The sequence below is a fragment of the Dactylosporangium sp. NPDC006015 genome (assembly GCF_040614215.1).
In the GTDB taxonomy this organism is placed as follows: Bacteria; Actinomycetota; Actinomycetes; order Mycobacteriales; family Micromonosporaceae; genus Dactylosporangium; species Dactylosporangium maewongense.
This window is the reverse complement of record NZ_JBEXUD010000011.1, coordinates 295756-311656: the sequence shown is the minus strand read 5'-3', so window position 1 is coordinate 311656 and position 15901 is coordinate 295756. Positions and strand designations below refer to the sequence as shown.

Here is a 15901-nt window from a genome sequence, read left to right as displayed (position 1 = left end):
CTGAGGGGGGTGAAGGAGGTACCCGTCGTGCAGAACCCACTGGAGGCCGAGTTCTCGGCCTTCGTCGAGCAGCGCGCGCATGCGTTGCTGAAGACGGCGTACGCGCTGACCGGCGACCGGCACGCCGCTGAGGACCTCGTGCAGACCGCCCTGGCGAAGGCGTTCGCACGGTGGCGGCGGATCGACGAGCCGGAGCCCTACCTGCGGCGCATGATCTACAACGAGTTCGCGTCCGGGTGGCGCAGCCGGCGCCGGCAGGCCCAGGTGTCGGTCGCGGAGCCGCCGGAGCGGGCCGCTTCCCGATACCTGGAGGCCGACACCGCGCTGCGGCTGCTGCTGCGCGACGCGTTGCAGACGCTGCCACCCCGGCAGCGGGCGGTGCTGATCCTGCGGTACTTCGAGGACCGCAGCGTCGAGGAGACCGCGGAGATCCTCTCCTGCCGCCGGGGCACGGTGGCCAGCCATGCCTCGCGGGGGCTGGCCAAGCTGCGCGAGCTCGTGCCGCAGCTCGACTGGAGCGAAGACTTCGTGGAAGGACGGCACTGATGCGCTTCGAAGAGCTGCTCCACGAGACGATCGACGAGATGTCCGGCGAGCTGCACGGGCCGTCCGCCGGGCTCGCCGCGCGCAGCATGGTCAAGGGCCGGCGCATCCGGCGCAACCGCAGGCTGGCCGCGACCGGCGGCGCGGTCCTGGTGGTGATCGCCGTCGTGCTGCCCTGGGCGGTCCTGTCCCGCCCCGGCGTCGTCGCCCCGCCACCCGCAGCCGCCGGATCGAGCCGGCCACAGGCCCGGCCGACCACGCAGGTGCCGACCCCCACGACCCCCGGTGGACTGCCCGGAGGCTGGGTCGTCATCGGGAAGGGGGACCAGGTGCTGGAGCGGTCCAGCGGCCGGTACATCTCCGTGCGCAACCAGGGCCAGCCAGCCCCGACCGGCGACCGGCTCCTGGTCAGGCCCGGTCCGAGCGAGGCCAAGGTGACGGACGTGCGTGGCGGCCACCCGGTGACCGTCGAGCCGGCCGGCTTCATCGGCACGTATAGCTGGTCACCGACCGGCGACCGGCTCGTCGGCGGGCTGACCCGGAAGGATCCGTTCAAGGTCGGCTTCGGGGTGATCGACGCCCGCACGGGCAAGGTGCGCACGCAGTGGATCGACGCGGACAGGTACCCCTGCAGCCAGTGCTTCTTCACCTGGACGCGGGACGGCAAGGAGATCGTCATGGCCGTCGCCTACCGCTCGGAAGGTGCTGCCCTGGAGCAGGTCACCGGCCTGCAACTGTTCGACGCCGAGACCGGCGAGCCCACCAGGTCGCTGCCGGTGACCGCGATGCCGGCCGGGCCGTTCGCCTGGTCGCCCGACGGGCGGTACGTCGTCGCCGGTCCCGAACCCGGAGAGGCGGACGGTCCGAACGGTACGACGACCAACTGGTCGCGGTTCGACGTCCTCACCGGGCAGCGGGTGGAGTTCCCGTTCGCCGCCGTGTGGGTGAGCGACGACGTGCTGCTCACCGGCCGGGACGGCGAGGTGCGCACCCTGACCCGCGACGGCACGGTGATCAGGACCACGGCCGTCGGCGCCCCGAGCGACAGGACCATCACCCTCGGCCCGCCGTAGCGGGCCGCAACGAGCGTCAGCGGGGCACGCGGAGCGGGCGGGCCACGGCGTCCTGCGCTGCGACCGCGGCCATCAGCGCCCGGTACTCGGCCGGCTCCAGATCACCGGTCAGCAACCGGTCGAACGCCTTCGCCGCCCGGCGGGCCAGATACGTGCCCGCCGGGCGGGGCGCCGGCAGTGGACCGAACCGGGCGGCCATCCATCGCGCCGCCCGCGGCTCGTACGCGCCCTCGACCCGGTGCCGCCGGATCATCCACGCGTGCATGAGTCCGTCGGCGTGATCGAACCACTCACCGGAGGCGAAGATCTCTTCGATCGGAACGTCGATGGTGTCGCTCACCCGGGCTTGGTCGCACATGGCCGTCGCGCACGAGACGGGCGTCCACAACAGCTCCGCCACCGCTGGCGGGATCACGGTCAGGAACACCTCCTCGACGCATGCCTGCTCGACATCGTCGAGTTCGAACTCGCCGAGGCGGCGCCAGTTGTCCATCAGGGCATCAAATGTCTGCACCTCGTCCCACGGCACCCGCAGGCGTGCGGCCGGAACGTTCTCAACCCGCATGTCGGGGTCGTCGAGGAAGGCAACATCAACTCGCACGCTGGACTTCTTCGGCGAGATCGCCTCGATGCGGACCCGCTCGGATGCGGCAGTGTCTCGCAGGCGGTAGGCCCACTCGTCAACCCAACCACCGGAACACTCCGGGTATTCGAATCGGGCCCAGACGGCGGCACCCTCACAGCACGCAACTTCGACTACACACATGCCGACGTCCACCGCCAAGACTGACCCGAGCCCGCGCAGGCCGGCCCACTACGGCCCACTGCTCGCTCAACGGAGATCACCGTACGGGCGTACGTGTCGCAGATGTGTCGCGATCATCCACAGTGGACTCGAAGTCGCCCGTCGCGGTCAAGGGGCCTGGCTCAAGACGACCGTCGATCGAGGCCGGACCTGAAAGCGCTGGTCAACATACATTTCGCCCGATCATCAGGGCGGCCGCGCTGGTCGCGGCAGACCTGCGCGCTAACGGGCCTGGGCGAGATCAACAGTACGGCCAGCAGCAAGTTCGCGGAAACAGTACGCGCGTACGTGCAAAAACAAGTGTCATGACAGGACCAGCGCATTGATTGAGGTCAACAAAAAGGCCAGCTCAGCTGGCCTTTCGCAAAGTCGGGACGGCGGGATTCGAACCCACGACCCCTTGACCCCCAGGGGGGTCGTCGGAGGCCCCAGCGACGTGCTCAAGCACGTTCTCCCAGGTCACCAAAAGCATAAACCGGCCGAGTAAAGGGGTCCACGTCAGAGAGCCCTCCGGCTACGCCGCCTCGGCTTGGTTGCCATACCGGCCAGCGACAACCTTCCTCAGCACCTCAAGTGCCCGCTGCACATCGTCAAGCCCCGCTGGCGCAGTCCGTTCCCTGATGTAGGACGCCAATGCCTCCCGCATAACGTCGGAGCGGCACGCCTGCTGCACGTCCGCGAGACCGTCCAACTCCTCAACTATCGCGACCCAGCAGCCGGATGCTGATCATCGCTATCGGCCCGTCCGCCGCCGGGGGAAACCACTCCGTCAGCGACAGGCTCCACAGCGGACAGCAGTGGCGAGACGTCATCCGAGGCGTCGAACCAGGCGACAACCTCATCCTTGGGCATCCACTCGAAGTCAGGACCACTCACAGGACTCACCTTCTCCGCTCATCCGATGCCGCTGCGTTCGACCCAGTCTTCACCGCCGCGGCATCGGCGTACTCTGCACACCGCCGCAGGCACCACGTGCGAACGCTGTTGCAGAGCGCTGGGTCGACACGGTTCGACGCGAGGGCGCTGTTGCATTTGCCGATCGGAGGGCGCGTTTGGGTGAGTGCCGGCCGGTCTTCAGATGGCGGTGGTGGCGAGCTCGGTGAACGCTGCGGCGACTCGGAGCCCGGACGGTGCGTCGAGCCCGAGTTCGTAGTGTCCGCGTCGGAGGTTCTACATGAAGGCGTGTCCGGCGATGATCGTCTGTGCGGTGCGGTCGGCACGCAGCCCGCGCATCGGTCTGAGCCGGTGCTTCAGCTGGCCGTGATCGGCCTCGATCCGGTCGTTGGCATGGCGTTCGACGTGGTGCCACGCCGACGGGACCAGCTCGTCGAGGACGGCCGGGTACACCGGTGCCGCGTCGGTGACGACCTCGCTCGGTGTGACCTTCAGCGTGGCCAGCGCCCGGCGGAAGAACCGGCGTGCCGCGGCGGCGTCGCGGCGGGCGGAGACGAGCACGTCGATGACCTGGCCGTCCTGGTCGACGGCGCGATACACGTACCGCCAGACACCGTTGACCTTGATGTAGGTTTCGTCGACGAACCATCTGTCGCCGGGCGCATGCCGGCAGAACCGGGCCGCGTCGGCCAGCAGCGGCGTGAATCGTTGCACCCACCGGAAGATCGTGACGTGGTCGACCTCGGCACCGCGTTCGAGCAGCAGTTCCTCGACGTCGCGGCAGGACAGGCCGTAGCGCAGGTACAGCCGGACCGCGACCACGATCACGTCCGGCGGGAACCGGAACCCGGCGAACGCTGACTGCGGCGGCAACGACGGTCTGCGGCTTGGAGACTTCACTGCTCAAGCCTGCCTCGATCATGCCGAACAGCGAATGCAACAGAGCCCGCCGACCTACAAACCGTCGCGACCGCGCTCGCCGCCATGACCAACCGACCGCACCCGCTCGCGCAACCCGTCGACAGTCAGCCGGGTGGTCACCCGCGACCTTGAACACGTCGACGTCGCAGCTCTGCGGTAGCGCGATCAGTCGCGGTCGGCGTGCTCACGTGCGGCTACGTCACACCGGTCGGCTGACCCCCTTGACTCCCGGGATGGCTCCTTCACTGTGCGGTCGCCTCGGCGTCGGTGAAGTCGACGGGTGCGTCGAGAACGACAATCTCGTCGAGACAATCGGCGAATCCCGAGGCGGTGCTGTTTACGAAACCGGAGGTTGCCCGCCATCCATTCTGTCCACCTTGAGGAATCGCACGACGCCGGTATGGATTTCCACACCATAGATTGCGAATACGGTCCCACGCCGGCGGGATGGTTTGCTCGCCGAGAGAGTAGTACCCACTCTCACGAACATAGAAGATTGCCGAGCTGCCGGAGTTCGAAAGTCGGAAAAATCCCCGCTGGACGGCCGAGCAGATGGTTTTTGCAACCTTCTGCTCGGCCGGCATGTCCCAACCGGCAACAATGTCGACCAGCGAAACCCTCAGGGCATCAGTCAACACGGACCGGCAGAAGCACGTTGCCTTCGGAAACCAGCGCTGTGAACTCCCGGCGGGTCAGCGGCCCACCTGACAGGATGCGCCGGCAGCACTGCTGTATGAAGTTCAGCGCTGCGGCTACTGCCGGATCCTGGGGTAGCCTGTACAGCCAAGCTGTATATCCAAGCCGTCGTACGAGTGCAATGTCTCTGGCCTGAACAGATGAGGTCAATGGCTCCAGTGCATACTCGATCCAGATACTCTCCGGCTGAGCATCGACGGACGCGGCAGCAAGTCCAGCGTCCGCGCAAATTATTGCGGCCTGCACGTTAGTGCTCCACGGGCCGTCGAGGTCGTGGCCATTTGGAACTGAGGCCGCGAGACTGGCACGAAGCTCGCCGCGATCACCTGCCGGCCCGGCATCGAGCGCAAAGGTTTCTATGACCTCCAACGCTGGAGCGTAGTCACGAAATGACCACACTCCAGCGTATCTCCGCTCAACCTCAACGACCAGCGGCGCGAGCACCCGAGCGCACAGCCCGAATATTGTCGCCCTCCCCGTTGGCGACATCTCGTCGAGGGAAGTCGCCAGTCGTTGGATCTCAAAGTCCATAGCCGAATACTACACTTCGCTCAGTTATGTTGAATTCCCCGACTGTCAAGTTGACCAGCGCAGTCATGTCGATCAATTCCGCACGGAGGCTGATTGTCGGACGCGACCCGTTCGAGCGGCCACAAACTGTTGTCATTGTCCGCGAGGAGATCTTCTTCGGCATGATTAGGTCCGCGACTTGTAACCAGCCGAATATTCAAGTGGAGCGCAGGTAAGACCGGGACTCGTCCCGGCACCGCGCGGCGAAGCGGTAACCCACCCGGACGCCGCGCGGTCCACGCGCAGCGTGGCGGGAATCTCCGTCCTTCAGGGCGGAGAGGATGTCAAATCTCGTGCTCCCACCAGCCGCGCGTGTCGACGTCCGCGGCGTCCGCCAGCGCCTCCAGTTCTGCGATCTCCTCGTCGGTGAGCTCGATGCCGCGAGCTCGGACCAACCCGTCGATGTAGCTCGCCTTCGTGACGCCGATGATCGGGGTGGTCCCCTTGGCGATGGCCCAGGCGGTGGCGACGTCGGCGGCGGACGCGCCGCGGTCCCCGCCGATCGCCCGCATCCTGTCCGTCAGCGCCTGGAGCTTGGGCAGGATGCCGTTGTACGCGGCCGCCCGGTTACTGCCCGCGGGCAACGGATGGGCTGGGCCGTACCTGCCGGTCAGCGCTCCCTGTTCGAGGACCATGTAGGCAAAGAACCGCACGTCGTGCTCGCGGCAGTGATCGAGAATGCCCGCGCGCTCGGAGCCGCGGTACAGGAGGCTGTAGTGGTTCTGGACCGCCTCCACGCGATAGCCGGCCTCGCCGAGGATCTGGTCGGCGAGAGCGATCTCCTTCATGTTGTGGTTCGAGACGCCGACATGCTTGATCTTGCCGCTCTGCAGCAGCGGAATCAGCAGCGGCGTCCAGCGGGCCACGTCGGCGGGGTTGTGGATCCAGTACAGATCCACATAGTCCGTACCCAATCGTTCGAGGCTCTGCTCCAGCATCTCCGCGACCGGATCGTCGCCGTCGCCCGCGGCCTGCGGGGTGAACTTCGTCGACAGCTGGTACTCGCTGCGGGCGTAGCCCTTCAGGGCCTGAGCGAGGGCCGTCTCCGAGTGGCCCATGCCGTACACCACCGCGGTGTCCCACAAGGTGAACCCGTTCGCTTGCGCCTTCTCGATGACCTCGCGCAGGCCGGACGCGGTCAGCTGACTGCCGAAGTAGCCGTCGCCCGCCTCGCCGCTGTCTCCCCAGGCCCACGTGCCCAGCGCCACCGCCGGCGCTGTCAGCGTCTTGCTCGTCATGTCCCCTACCTCCGTTACGCGTTCGATCCCAGAAGACCGCGATCGTCGGTACCGGAGAAGGTCGCGTTTGTGGGGGTACAACCTCTACCCCCCTCGCGCCGCGACCGGCGGATACGGTGAAGGACATGGAGCAGCAGCCCGGAAACCGCGGCGAGATCCGGGACTTCCTCGCCGGCCGACGCGCCAAGATCAGCCCGGCACAGGCCGGACTGCCGACCAGCGCCCGTCGCCGGGTCGCCGGGCTGCGGCGCGAGGAGGTCGCCGTCCTCGCCGGCGTGAGCACAGAGTGGTACACGCGGCTGGAAAAGGGTCACATCGGCGGCGTGTCCGAAGACGTCCTCGACGCGGTCGCCCGCGCCCTGCGGCTGGACGACGACGAACGCACCTACCTGTTCGACCTGGCCCAGTCATCGCGGGCCGGGAGTCGCACGCCATCGCGTCGCCGGGACGTCGAGGTCCCGCCCCGAGTCCAGTGGCTGCTCGAGTCCATGACGATGTCCTCGGCGTTCGTGCGCAACGGCCGCACGGACGTCATCGCCAGCAACCCCCTGGCCCGAGCCCTGTACGCGCCGATGTTCGACAGCGCCACCATCGACAAGCGCGGCCGCCCCAACATCGCCCGCTTCATCTTCCTCGACCCCGGCGCACACGACTTCTTCGTCGACTGGGACGCCGCCGGCAACGCCACCGCCGCTCTGCTGCGCGCCGAGGCCGCTCGCGAGCCCCGCGACCGGGCGCTGCGCGACCTCATCGGCGAGCTGTCCACCCTCAGCCCCGAGTTCCGCGACCAATGGGCCACGCACGACGTCCTGATCCGCCACGACGGCATCAAACGACTCCAGCACCCCGAGGTCGGCCACCTGGAACTGACCTACCAGCACCTCGACCTACCCCTGTCCAGCCGAGCCGTGCACAACCTGATCATCTACACCGCCGAACCCGGCACCGCGTCCGAAGACCGACTCAAACTCCTCGCCAGCTGGTCAGCCACCCCATCTCGGGCGGCAGACCCTCTTCATCAGAGCGGCGCTCAGACCTCATGAGCTACAGCGACAAACACCAACACACCGCCGATCCCGTACGGCGACGGACAACCCACCCAGGACTGCTGAACCTCGACCGGTCACAGGAGAGGTCCCACTACTTGAGCCCAGACCAGGGAATCACGTGACCGTCGACAGCGGGCGGCAGCTCGATCGGCGGTTGCGTCGACTCTGAACGCAGAGATCCCCCGGGCCGGGCTGCTGAACCTTGTCGGTCCGTTGCAAGTCTCAGTGACGCCGAATCTGTGCGGGCACCGCGTTCCACGTGCACGCCTCGGGTCGTGGCGGGGCCGGGTGGGATCACCCTGCGTAGCAGCACTCAGGTCACTGGATCAACCGCTGCCACCAATTCGCGATCCCATCGGTCTGGTAGTTGAGCCACCAGATCCACGGAAGTTGCTCCGACAGCTCTCGGACAGCCGGCATCGGCAGTTCACTCAACACCTTCCGCAACTCCGGCGGCACGGCCTCGTCGGTGAGATTGAGCCAGGCGATCACACCACCGAGCCGGATCTCCAGCGGCGAAGCGCGATCCGACCAGTTCGCCCGCGACCATGCCAGCGCCTCTGGAACCTGGTCCAGTTCCCTGAGGTGTTGCGCAATGCAGATGACAAGAATCATCCTCACCGACGCAACGGTCTTGGCCGCAAGTCGTAACCGCAGGATCTCGACCAGGTCCCCATCGACCGGCAACGCGGTGACCAACACGTAGGCCGCGCGACCTCGGACGTCGGGATCGTCGTCGTCCAGCAACTCAACCAGCAGATCCGTGTCGCGCCCGACCATCATCCGCGCGGCCTCAACCGCCCAGTTCTCCAGATAGCCACTGGAATCGTAGACCGGCATCGGCTGCATCACCCAGAGCATCGACGGCCGCATCTCCATGTTGAGGGTAAACACGCGGGCCAGGTCACCAACGAGTTGCAGCGCGTCAGCCCGCGATTGAGCAGACGTATCCGCCGCGGCACGGATCAACATCGGCACGACGAAGGCACCCGACGTGCTCGTGTTGCCATCACTGCAGACTGTCCATCCAAGATCGACGAGCGCCTCAGCCATGGTGGCGGGGCTGCTACCCCGCAGACCTTCGATGGCATCACGAACCCTGGACGGCAGCAGCCCGTTGTCATGCAACGTCTCCCACACCGGGTCGTCCGCGCCCACCGGACCGGCCGGGACACCCGCCACGAGCGTCCGCACGTCGAACTGGGTCAGCCACGGCAGATCCAGTTCATCAGGCACCCAATCGCCCTGCGCCACCCGTCATCCCTTCGCCGACCATGACAGCCGCCAGTTGCATGCCGCAGGCTAGCCTCAACCCCAGCCACCGGCGCGCTGCATCCTCCGATGCCGGCAGGGCCCCCGCCGGTCTCTGGCTGTCATCGCGTCACGGACCGTCCCGTCGACGCGCCGCGGACCACGACCCGCGACCTGACGTCCCACCGCGCCGGCCGGAACCCGGTCGCCAATGGCCTGCACTCCTACGCCGGCGTCTGGTCGGCCAGGCGGCGCCGGGTCCGCGGGGTGGTAGGCGTCGCCCGGGGCGGCAGAAGGCGCACCACCCAGCGGCGGGCGAGCAGGGCCGCGTGCACAGCGGCCCGCACGGGCCGGGGCGGCGGGCGCATGCCCACGGCGGCTCGGGTGCCCGGGGCCAGCAGGGCGGCCACGACCGGGCGGACCAGCGGGCGCAGCCACGGCCGGACCCGGGACCTCGCCATCGCCAGCGTGCGTTGGCTACACAGCTGACCGGCCTCGCTGAAGGCGAAGCCGGCCTCGGCCCGCTCCAGCTCGCGGGCCAGTTCGTCCGGTGAGCGGGGCAGGGCGCGCACGCCCATCCGCCGGCCGAGCTCCGCGTAGAACACGGCCAGCGCGGTGCGCTCGCCCGGGGTGAGCGGCCGCCAGCCGAAGCGGTCCAGCCAGCGGGTCAATGTCACCGCCAAGGCGGCCAGCGCGAACGCGTTGTGCTCGGCGGTCACCGGGGTGCCGCGGTGGCTGCGGTTGACCCATCGCAGGATCGCCCGGCCGCGCGGGGAGTCCAGGCCGTGCTCGACGAGGTCACCGAAGGTCAGCGACGTGATCTCGGCCCGTTCCAGCAGGGCGTCGGTGTGCCCGACCGCGGCGGCGACGGGCGGGTTGGCGTACAGGTGCCAGATCATCAGGCGTCCGGCCATGCGCACGTCCCACGGGAACTCGTGGAACATGAGCAGACGGACGATCTCGGCGTAGTCGCGCACCGGGTCGAGGCCGGCGACGCGGTCTCGTAGGTGGTAGCGGCGCACACCGCCAAGATAGCCACGGGACGCTACTGCTCTTCGTGATCGCGATCGCGATCGCGGTAACGGTGCCGTCGGCCTTCTGGCTCTCCACGGTGACGGTGGAGCTGCGTCCAAAGCGCCGTCGCAGCGCCACCCGCAACATCTGCTACTGGTCACCCCGCTCGTTGTGACCGCATATTCGGCGTACCCGTTCATCTTGAGTCTATGCACCGACGTTGACTTCCTGCGTGGTGGCGCGCGGGCAACGCGCTGCGCTGAGCAAACGCGCTCATCCGGTCGGTCGGACCGGCGTTGTCCGCACGGATCGTTCGTCGGATAGCCGCACCTGATTCGGGTAACGGATGGACGAGGAACGTGGTGAGGAGGCGACGATGGTTGAGGAGCACGGGCGGGAGGCCCGGTGGAGTCCCGCGCGCTGCGACGATGTCGCTGTGTCCGCGGAGGCCCGCGCCTGGCTGAGGCGCGTTGTCCCGGGTCTGCTCGACGGACCGCTCCGGCCGTGCCTGCTCGACGATGCCGAGCTGCTGCTCGGTGAGCTCACGGCCAACGCGTTGCAGCACGCCGGTGGTGTCGAGCGGGTGGCGGTCTGCTGCACCGGCAGGGTGCTGCACATCGTCGTGCACGATCCGGCGCCGGTGCGGCCGTGGCGCCCGCCTGCCGCCGACGCGGTCAGTGAGCGCGGCCGCGGCACTGTGCTGTTCGGGCGGCTGGCCGTCGACTGGGGTGTGTCGACCGGCCCGGACGATGGCAAGGACGTGTGGCTCGACATTCCGCTGTGACCTCGCCAGTACTGCGCAGGACGGGGTGCGGCGCATCGCCGGCATGGCGGTCTGGGAATGAACATGTCGCAGGCTCAGGCGTCCACGGCAGACGCTGCCGGACAGCGGGCTGGACTCTGGCGCCGGCCGGCCGGGCACTCGCTCGGCCCGGTCTTCGGCGCGGCTCACCGGAGTTCAGGCCAGTCGGCGCTTCGCACAGCTCGACCGGTATCAAAGGCGGAGGGTTCGACGCCGGTAGCTCGGGGTACGGGCGGGATCATGTCGTCGTTGCGTGCCCTGGTCCTGGTCTGTTCGCTGAAGAAGTCTCCGGCCCCGTCGAGTTCGGAGCTACTCGGCCGTGAGGTCCTGGCCGCGCTCGCCGATCACGATGTCGACGGCGAGGTGATCCGGGTCGTTGACCACGACGTCCGGTTCGGCGTCTCGACCGACGAGGGCGGCGGCGACGCCTGGCCGCGGATCCGCGCGAAGCTGCTCGACGCACAGATCCTGGTGATCGCCACGCCGATCTGGATGGGACAGCCCGCGTCGGTGTGCAAGGTGGTCCTCGAGCGGCTCGACGCCGAACTGTCCGAGACCGACGAGCAGGGCCGACTACTCACCTACGGCAAGGTCGCAACGGTCGCGGTGGTGGGCAACGAGGACGGCGCCCACCACGTGACCGCCGAGGTGTTCCAGGCCCTCAACGACGTCGGCTTCACGATCCCGGCGGCCGGCGGCACGTACTGGGTCGGTGAGGCCATGCAAAAGGTGGACTACGCCGACGCCGGCCCGAAGCCGGACACGACCGGGGCGGCGACGAAGACCCTCGCCGCCAACGCCGCCCACCTCGCGCGACTGCTGGCCGCCCAGCCGTACCAGCCGTCCACCTGACTCACCGCACCTGCCTGCAGGCTCAACTCGCTGGTACCGGTGACCCTCAAGAAACGCGTACTGCGTGGTGGTGAAGGAGCGTGACCGTACCGCTCGATCGACCGCGGTGACGCGTGACGCCTGACGCGTGGTGACGGCCTGCCCTGAACACCGTCACCACGCGACGCGCTCAAGTCCCGCAGCGATCCAGGCGGCCGCCGGACGTGAGAGCTACGATGTGCCGTCCGCCATTGGCCGTTGGGAGCCCGTCATGCAGCTGTCCGTGGCTTCTCCGGCAGGATCGCCGACCGTGGTGGCGGTGACCGGTGAGCTCGACGTCGCCACCAGCCCCGAACTACGCCAGTTCCTGCACGCCCGTCTGGACGACGGTGCGACGGCGCTGACCGTTGATCTGACCGGTGTGGGTTTCCTGGACTCCACCACGCTGAGCGTCTTCGTCGGCGTGCACAAGCGCTTGCGTGACGAGGCCGGCGGGCGGCTGGCGCTCGTCGTCCCGCACGAGCGGCTGCTGCGGGTCTTCCGGATGACCGCCCTCGATCGCGTCTTCACCATCGTGGACGCGTTGCCCGGCGGCGCCGGGGCATGAGCTGCCTCCGGAGGTCACAGGACCGGTTGCCGCCGGAGAAACGGTCAGGCGTCAGGGCATAGCCGGTGAGGCAACGCTGGCGCTGCCCGGTGCCACATCCCGCGGAGTTGCGGCCGGTGCGGTGTCCGTGCCGCGCCGGTTGTTGATGAGGTCGGCAGCCACAGCTGGCGGGCGTGCGCGGTGAGCTGCTCGTACCGCTCACGTCCGGCCCGAGGCCCAGCACGTACCCGACGGCAAGTCCCGCCGCGAACGTCACCACCCGCCCGGCGACCTGCCGGAGCGGACCGGCTCCCGGCGTTGGTCCCGCCCGCTGCCGGGCGGCGGGCGGTGCTCAGGTGGGCCAGGAGCCGGTGGTGCGGCGCACCGCGACCGCCCCGCCCCGGTCGACGGCCGCCTTGACGACGGCGAAGATGGCACCCTGCAGCGCGGCCGCGGCCAGGATCTCGCCCCAGCCGCGATCCTCGTCGGTGGCGTTCGGTGCGTCGTCGTCGTTGCCGGCCAGCCGCCACGCCTGCTTGAACAGCGCCCCGGCCACCGCGCCGGCGGCCACCCCGAGGAGCAACCCGACCGGCTTGTACGCCAGCTTGCCCACGATGCCGCTCACCGCCGCCCCCGCACGCCCATCGCGACCACTGCCACGGCGACGGTGACCGCGGCGCTCAGCACCGCGGCGGGGATCGGCCGGCGCAGCCGCCGCCACACCTGCGGGTCGCGGACCGCGACCACGACCGCCCCGCTCGTCGCACCGGCCCGCTCGGCGACCCTGGTCGCTGCGGCCGCCGCCTCGCCGAGGAGCACCCCGGCCACCGCTGCGGTCCTTGCCTGCACGCGGTACGCCAGTCCGGCCGCAGCACCCTTCGCGCGAGCCTTGACGTCGACCTTCCCGGCGAGGGCCTCGACGGTCTCGCCGAGCGCCGCACGGGTACGGGCGATCTCGGCCCGCAACTGGCGCGGATCAACCGCCGCGGTCGTCGTGGTCATGCCGTCCATCCCTTCGCGTCTATCGCCGCCCTCCGCCAATGCCCTTGCCGTAAGGAAAATAAACATCGATCCGCCGCAGCTCACCGCCCCTGCGAAGCCGGTGGAACATGCGCCGCTTCAGCTGGCGGCTGCACCCGGCCGGGCATACGATGCACGGCAGGTCAGGTCGTCCAGCACCGGCGGCCAGCACGGACCGTCCACGGGCACCGCGCAGTGGCACTCAGACCACGGGTAAACCACCGCACCACGCCGGCGTGCGCCACCGCACGCGGCACTGCCCGCATCCTTCGACGCATGCCGCGCTCACCGCTGACCGCCCGCCCCCTGCCGCCGATCACCGCGGTTCAGGAAACGGCACTGCGGAACATCTTCTTCCGAGGAGTTGCTCACGATGACGACGACCGTTCCTGCGGACACCGTCCGCACCGCCACGCACGCGGCAGCCGACCCAGCGGCCGCAGCCCGCAGCCAGACCACGAACCGCGCCAGGGACCGCGCCGCGACCGACGCGGTCGCCATGTCGCTGCTGTCCCTGCTCGCCGATTTGCCCGCGGGCAGCCCGGACCGGTCCCGCATCAGGGGCCGGATCGTCGAGCTGTACCTGCCCCTTGCGCGCTACCTCGCCCAGCGGTTCCGCAACCACGGCGAACCCTTCGACGACCTCGTCCAGGTCGCCGGCGTCGGACTGGTCAAGTCCGTCGACGGGTTCGACCCCTCCCGCGGGGTCGGGTTCACCGCCTACGCCATCCCCACGATCACCGGCGAGCTCAAACGGCACTTCCGGGACCGCTGCTGGGACATGCGGGTCCCGCGCCGCACCCAGGAGATCCGGCTGCGGATCGGCCGCGTCAGCGAGGAACTCACCCAGTCCCTCGGCCGGTCCCCGACGGTCGCGGACCTCGCCGATCGGCTCGGCTGCAGCGAGGAAGACGTCATCGAAGGTCTCGACGCCGCCCACGCGTACCGCACCCTGTCCCTGGACGCCCCAGCCGGCGGCGACTGCGACGGCGAGTACACCGACCTCGGCGCCTACATCGGCGGCGCCGACCCCGGCATCGAGCAGGTCGAGGCCCGCGAGGCGCTGAAGCCGCTGCTGGCCGCCCTCCCGGAGCGGGAGCGGGTCATCGTCACCATGCGGTTCTTCGGCAACTGCAGCCAATCGCAGATCGCCGCCGAGCTCGGCATCTCCCAGATGCACGTCTCCCGGCTACTGCGCAGCACCCTCGACACGCTGCGGACTCACCTTCTGGCCGGCTGAACCCGGACGTTGACCGGCAGCGTGCCCTGGCGTGGCGCTGGTTGATCGACCGGGTGGGCGTACAGTTGCGCCGGCTCGAACTGCTGCGCCGAGCCGGCGGCGATCGCAGCAGGGCTCTCTCCATCGTTCAACGCGCAGACGGCGCGCCCACGCGGCATGCTCGATGAAGGGACCACCCGTGACCCCTGCTCAGACACCCACCGGTCAGGCGCTCACCGCGCAGATCCTGCTCGTCGAGGACGACCCCGGTGACGAGCTCATGGCCCGCGAGGCGTTCGGCGACGACGCACAGGACAGCCAGCTGCACGTCGCCCGCGACGGCGAACAAGCCCTCGACTTCCTGTACCGGCGCGGTGACTACACCGACGCGCCCCGCCCGGACTTCATCCTGCTCGACCTCAACCTGCCCCGCGTCGACGGCCGCGAGGTCCTGCGCACCATCAAGGCCGACGCGACCGTGGCCAGCATCCCCGTCGTCGTGCTCACCACGTCCAGCGCGATCGAGGACGTCGTCGCCTGCTACGACACCCACGGCAACGCCTACGTCACCAAACCCGCCGACTATCAGGAGTTCGTCGCCATCGTGCGCCAGATCAACCAGTTCTGGCTCGACACCGTCCGCCTTCCCGGTGCCGCCACGCCCTGAGCGCGCTCAGGACCCGGAATTGGCTTCGCCGTTCGGGGCGGAAGCGATGTCGGTGGTGATGTCGAGGACGGTGTCCAGCGCGGTCAGCGCGAACATGCGATTGAGGACATGACCCGGACTGCAGATCGTGAAGCGGTGGCCGTCGCGCTGCGCGGCCTTGTGCGCGCGGACCAGAACGGCGAGCCCGGACGAGTCGCAGAACCCGACCCCGCCCAGATCCACCCGCACCCCGTCGGCACCGGCATCGAACGCCTCCCCCACCGCCGTGATGAACGCCGCCGCGGTGTAGAAGTCGAGGCTACCGACGATCGTCAACACCACGGCGCCTGCCTCGCCAGGCATGGCGGAGGTAATCGCGAGGCGTGGCCCGCTGTCCGGCGAGGGCGCGGGCTGTTGATCAGGGCCCATGCACGCTCCGTTGATCCGCAGTAGGCGGCCAGCCTAACCCGGCGTGATCCGTCCCGCAGGTCGAACACAACGACAGCCATCACCGCGACGGCACAGCACCGCGATCGAGGAAGCCAAAATGGCGACGCCGACCTGCGCGCGGCGACAGGCCCGGCGAGAGGTCACTCAGCCTGGGGCCCGCACGCCGTTGCGGGTGGCCACAGCACGCAGCCGGCCGGCAAGCGTCGACAGGCCCGCACGCGCCTGGTCCGGTGTGGCCTGCAACCCGACCAGGTCGCCGGCGGGCACAACCCATGGCCGCGAGGTGGGCAAGG

The 15901-nt window shown here is 69.0% G+C and carries 18 protein-coding genes and 1 pseudogene; 9 read left to right on the top strand and 10 right to left on the bottom strand.

The genetic code is table 11. The features are described 5' to 3' along the window. The first annotated feature begins 27 nt into the window (after positions 1-27). Both ABZ321_RS22360 and ABZ321_RS22355 read left to right on the top strand, forming a co-directional pair. Positions 28-546, top strand: coding sequence for a SigE family RNA polymerase sigma factor (locus ABZ321_RS22360; protein ID WP_354894093.1), 519 nt, complete (start codon positions 28-30; stop codon positions 544-546). Next, positions 546-1616, top strand: coding sequence for a hypothetical protein (locus ABZ321_RS22355; protein WP_354894090.1), 1071 nt, complete (start codon positions 546-548; stop codon positions 1614-1616). Before ABZ321_RS22360 ends, ABZ321_RS22355 begins: the two co-directional genes overlap by 1 nt. A 16-nt stretch (positions 1617-1632) precedes the next feature. On the opposite strand, the gene ABZ321_RS22350 is transcribed toward ABZ321_RS22355, so the two are convergent. The 5 genes and pseudogenes from ABZ321_RS22350 to ABZ321_RS22330 all read right to left on the bottom strand — a co-directional run bounded on the left by ABZ321_RS22350 (position 1633) and on the right by ABZ321_RS22330 (position 6740). After that, positions 1633-2394, bottom strand: coding sequence for a hypothetical protein (locus tag ABZ321_RS22350; protein WP_354894087.1), 762 nt, complete (start codon positions 2392-2394; stop codon positions 1633-1635). Between the two features lie 1101 nt (positions 2395-3495). After that, positions 3496-4188: pseudogene (locus ABZ321_RS22345) on the bottom strand (IS6 family transposase). Between the two features lie 290 nt (positions 4189-4478). Then, the gene (locus ABZ321_RS22340; protein WP_354894084.1) at positions 4479-4874 is read right to left on the bottom strand and encodes a hypothetical protein; all 396 of its coding nucleotides are present in this window, start codon (positions 4872-4874) and stop codon (positions 4479-4481) included. Next, positions 4864-5463, bottom strand: coding sequence for a hypothetical protein (locus tag ABZ321_RS22335; RefSeq protein WP_354894081.1), 600 nt, complete (start codon positions 5461-5463; stop codon positions 4864-4866). The genes ABZ321_RS22340 and ABZ321_RS22335 overlap by 11 nt, the downstream gene beginning before the upstream one ends. 323 nt (positions 5464-5786) lie before the next feature. Then, positions 5787-6740, bottom strand: coding sequence for an aldo/keto reductase (locus tag ABZ321_RS22330; RefSeq protein WP_354894078.1), 954 nt, complete (start codon positions 6738-6740; stop codon positions 5787-5789). Positions 6741-6865: 125 nt separating this feature from the next. On the opposite strand from ABZ321_RS22330, the gene ABZ321_RS22325 reads away from it, so the two are divergent. Beyond that, positions 6866-7783, top strand: a complete 918-nt coding sequence (locus ABZ321_RS22325) for a helix-turn-helix transcriptional regulator (protein WP_354894076.1) — start codon at positions 6866-6868, stop codon at positions 7781-7783. A 324-nt stretch (positions 7784-8107) separates the two neighbouring features. Here the strand turns inward: ABZ321_RS22325 and ABZ321_RS22320 are convergent, their stop codons facing one another. Continuing rightward, a complete protein-coding gene (locus ABZ321_RS22320) occupies positions 8108-9043 on the bottom strand; it encodes a hypothetical protein (RefSeq protein ID WP_354894074.1) in 936 nt (311 codons plus the stop codon). A 221-nt stretch (positions 9044-9264) separates the two neighbouring features. Then, positions 9265-10062 carry an oxygenase MpaB family protein gene (locus ABZ321_RS22315; RefSeq protein WP_354894071.1) on the bottom strand — a complete coding sequence of 266 codons (798 nt, stop codon included), beginning with the start codon at positions 10060-10062 and terminating at the stop codon, positions 9265-9267. Between the two features lie 35 nt (positions 10063-10097). Here ABZ321_RS22315 and ABZ321_RS22310 point away from each other — a divergent pair, with 35 nt between their 5' ends. The 4 genes from ABZ321_RS22310 (at position 10098) to ABZ321_RS22295 (ending at position 12294) form a co-directional block, all read left to right on the top strand. Beyond that, entirely contained in the window at positions 10098-10229 is a 132-nt protein-coding gene (locus ABZ321_RS22310; protein ID WP_354894068.1) for a hypothetical protein, read from the top strand. 201 nt (positions 10230-10430) lie between these two features. Next, the gene (locus tag ABZ321_RS22305; protein WP_354894065.1) at positions 10431-10838 is read left to right on the top strand and encodes an ATP-binding protein; all 408 of its coding nucleotides are present in this window, start codon (positions 10431-10433) and stop codon (positions 10836-10838) included. Between the two features lie 258 nt (positions 10839-11096). Further along, positions 11097-11708 (top strand): NAD(P)H-dependent oxidoreductase, encoded by a 612-nt coding sequence (locus ABZ321_RS22300; RefSeq protein ID WP_354894062.1) that lies wholly within the window; start codon positions 11097-11099, stop codon positions 11706-11708. Between the two features lie 250 nt (positions 11709-11958). Then, on the top strand, positions 11959-12294 hold the full coding sequence (locus tag ABZ321_RS22295) for an STAS domain-containing protein (protein WP_354894059.1): 336 nt from the start codon (positions 11959-11961) through the stop codon (positions 12292-12294). A 331-nt stretch (positions 12295-12625) separates the two neighbouring features. Here ABZ321_RS22295 and ABZ321_RS22290 read toward each other — a convergent pair whose 3' ends face one another. Both ABZ321_RS22290 and ABZ321_RS22285 read right to left on the bottom strand, forming a co-directional pair. Continuing rightward, positions 12626-12898: a DUF4235 domain-containing protein gene (locus tag ABZ321_RS22290; protein ID WP_344513497.1), complete on the bottom strand. Its 273-nt coding sequence runs from the start codon at positions 12896-12898 to the stop codon at positions 12626-12628. Next, positions 12895-13275: a DUF3618 domain-containing protein gene (locus ABZ321_RS22285; RefSeq protein ID WP_354894056.1), complete on the bottom strand. Its 381-nt coding sequence runs from the start codon at positions 13273-13275 to the stop codon at positions 12895-12897. The genes ABZ321_RS22290 and ABZ321_RS22285 overlap by 4 nt, the downstream gene beginning before the upstream one ends. 391 nt (positions 13276-13666) lie before the next feature. Between ABZ321_RS22285 and ABZ321_RS22280 the strand changes: the two genes are divergently transcribed. Together ABZ321_RS22280 and ABZ321_RS22275 are read left to right on the top strand one after the other, a co-directional pair. Beyond that, positions 13667-14533, top strand: coding sequence for an RNA polymerase sigma factor SigF (locus ABZ321_RS22280; protein ID WP_344513501.1), 867 nt, complete (start codon positions 13667-13669; stop codon positions 14531-14533). A 178-nt stretch (positions 14534-14711) separates the two neighbouring features. Continuing rightward, on the top strand, positions 14712-15179 hold the full coding sequence (locus tag ABZ321_RS22275; RefSeq protein WP_354894053.1) for a response regulator: 468 nt from the start codon (positions 14712-14714) through the stop codon (positions 15177-15179). A 6-nt stretch (positions 15180-15185) separates the two neighbouring features. On the opposite strand, the gene ABZ321_RS22270 is transcribed toward ABZ321_RS22275, so the two are convergent. Beyond that, positions 15186-15521: an STAS domain-containing protein gene (locus ABZ321_RS22270; protein WP_354894131.1), complete on the bottom strand. Its 336-nt coding sequence runs from the start codon at positions 15519-15521 to the stop codon at positions 15186-15188. Positions 15522-15901 lie beyond the last annotated feature (380 nt).

Coding starts and splice junctions, on each gene's coding strand:
- ABZ321_RS22355 (WP_354894090.1), top strand. CDS start 546: ATGCGCTTCGAAGAGCTGCTCCACGAGACGATCGACGAGATGTCCGGC.
- ABZ321_RS22335 (WP_354894081.1), bottom strand. CDS start 5,463: ATGGACTTTGAGATCCAACGACTGGCGACTTCCCTCGACGAGATGTCG.
- ABZ321_RS22330 (WP_354894078.1), bottom strand. CDS start 6,740: ATGACGAGCAAGACGCTGACAGCGCCGGCGGTGGCGCTGGGCACGTGG.
- ABZ321_RS22325 (WP_354894076.1), top strand. CDS start 6,866: ATGGAGCAGCAGCCCGGAAACCGCGGCGAGATCCGGGACTTCCTCGCC.
- ABZ321_RS22305 (WP_354894065.1), top strand. CDS start 10,431: ATGGTTGAGGAGCACGGGCGGGAGGCCCGGTGGAGTCCCGCGCGCTGC.
- ABZ321_RS22300 (WP_354894062.1), top strand. CDS start 11,097: ATGTCGTCGTTGCGTGCCCTGGTCCTGGTCTGTTCGCTGAAGAAGTCT.
- ABZ321_RS22295 (WP_354894059.1), top strand. CDS start 11,959: ATGCAGCTGTCCGTGGCTTCTCCGGCAGGATCGCCGACCGTGGTGGCG.
- ABZ321_RS22285 (WP_354894056.1), bottom strand. CDS start 13,275: ATGACCACGACGACCGCGGCGGTTGATCCGCGCCAGTTGCGGGCCGAG.
- ABZ321_RS22280 (WP_344513501.1), top strand. CDS start 13,667: ATGACGACGACCGTTCCTGCGGACACCGTCCGCACCGCCACGCACGCG.
- ABZ321_RS22270 (WP_354894131.1), bottom strand. CDS start 15,521: ATGCCTGGCGAGGCAGGCGCCGTGGTGTTGACGATCGTCGGTAGCCTC.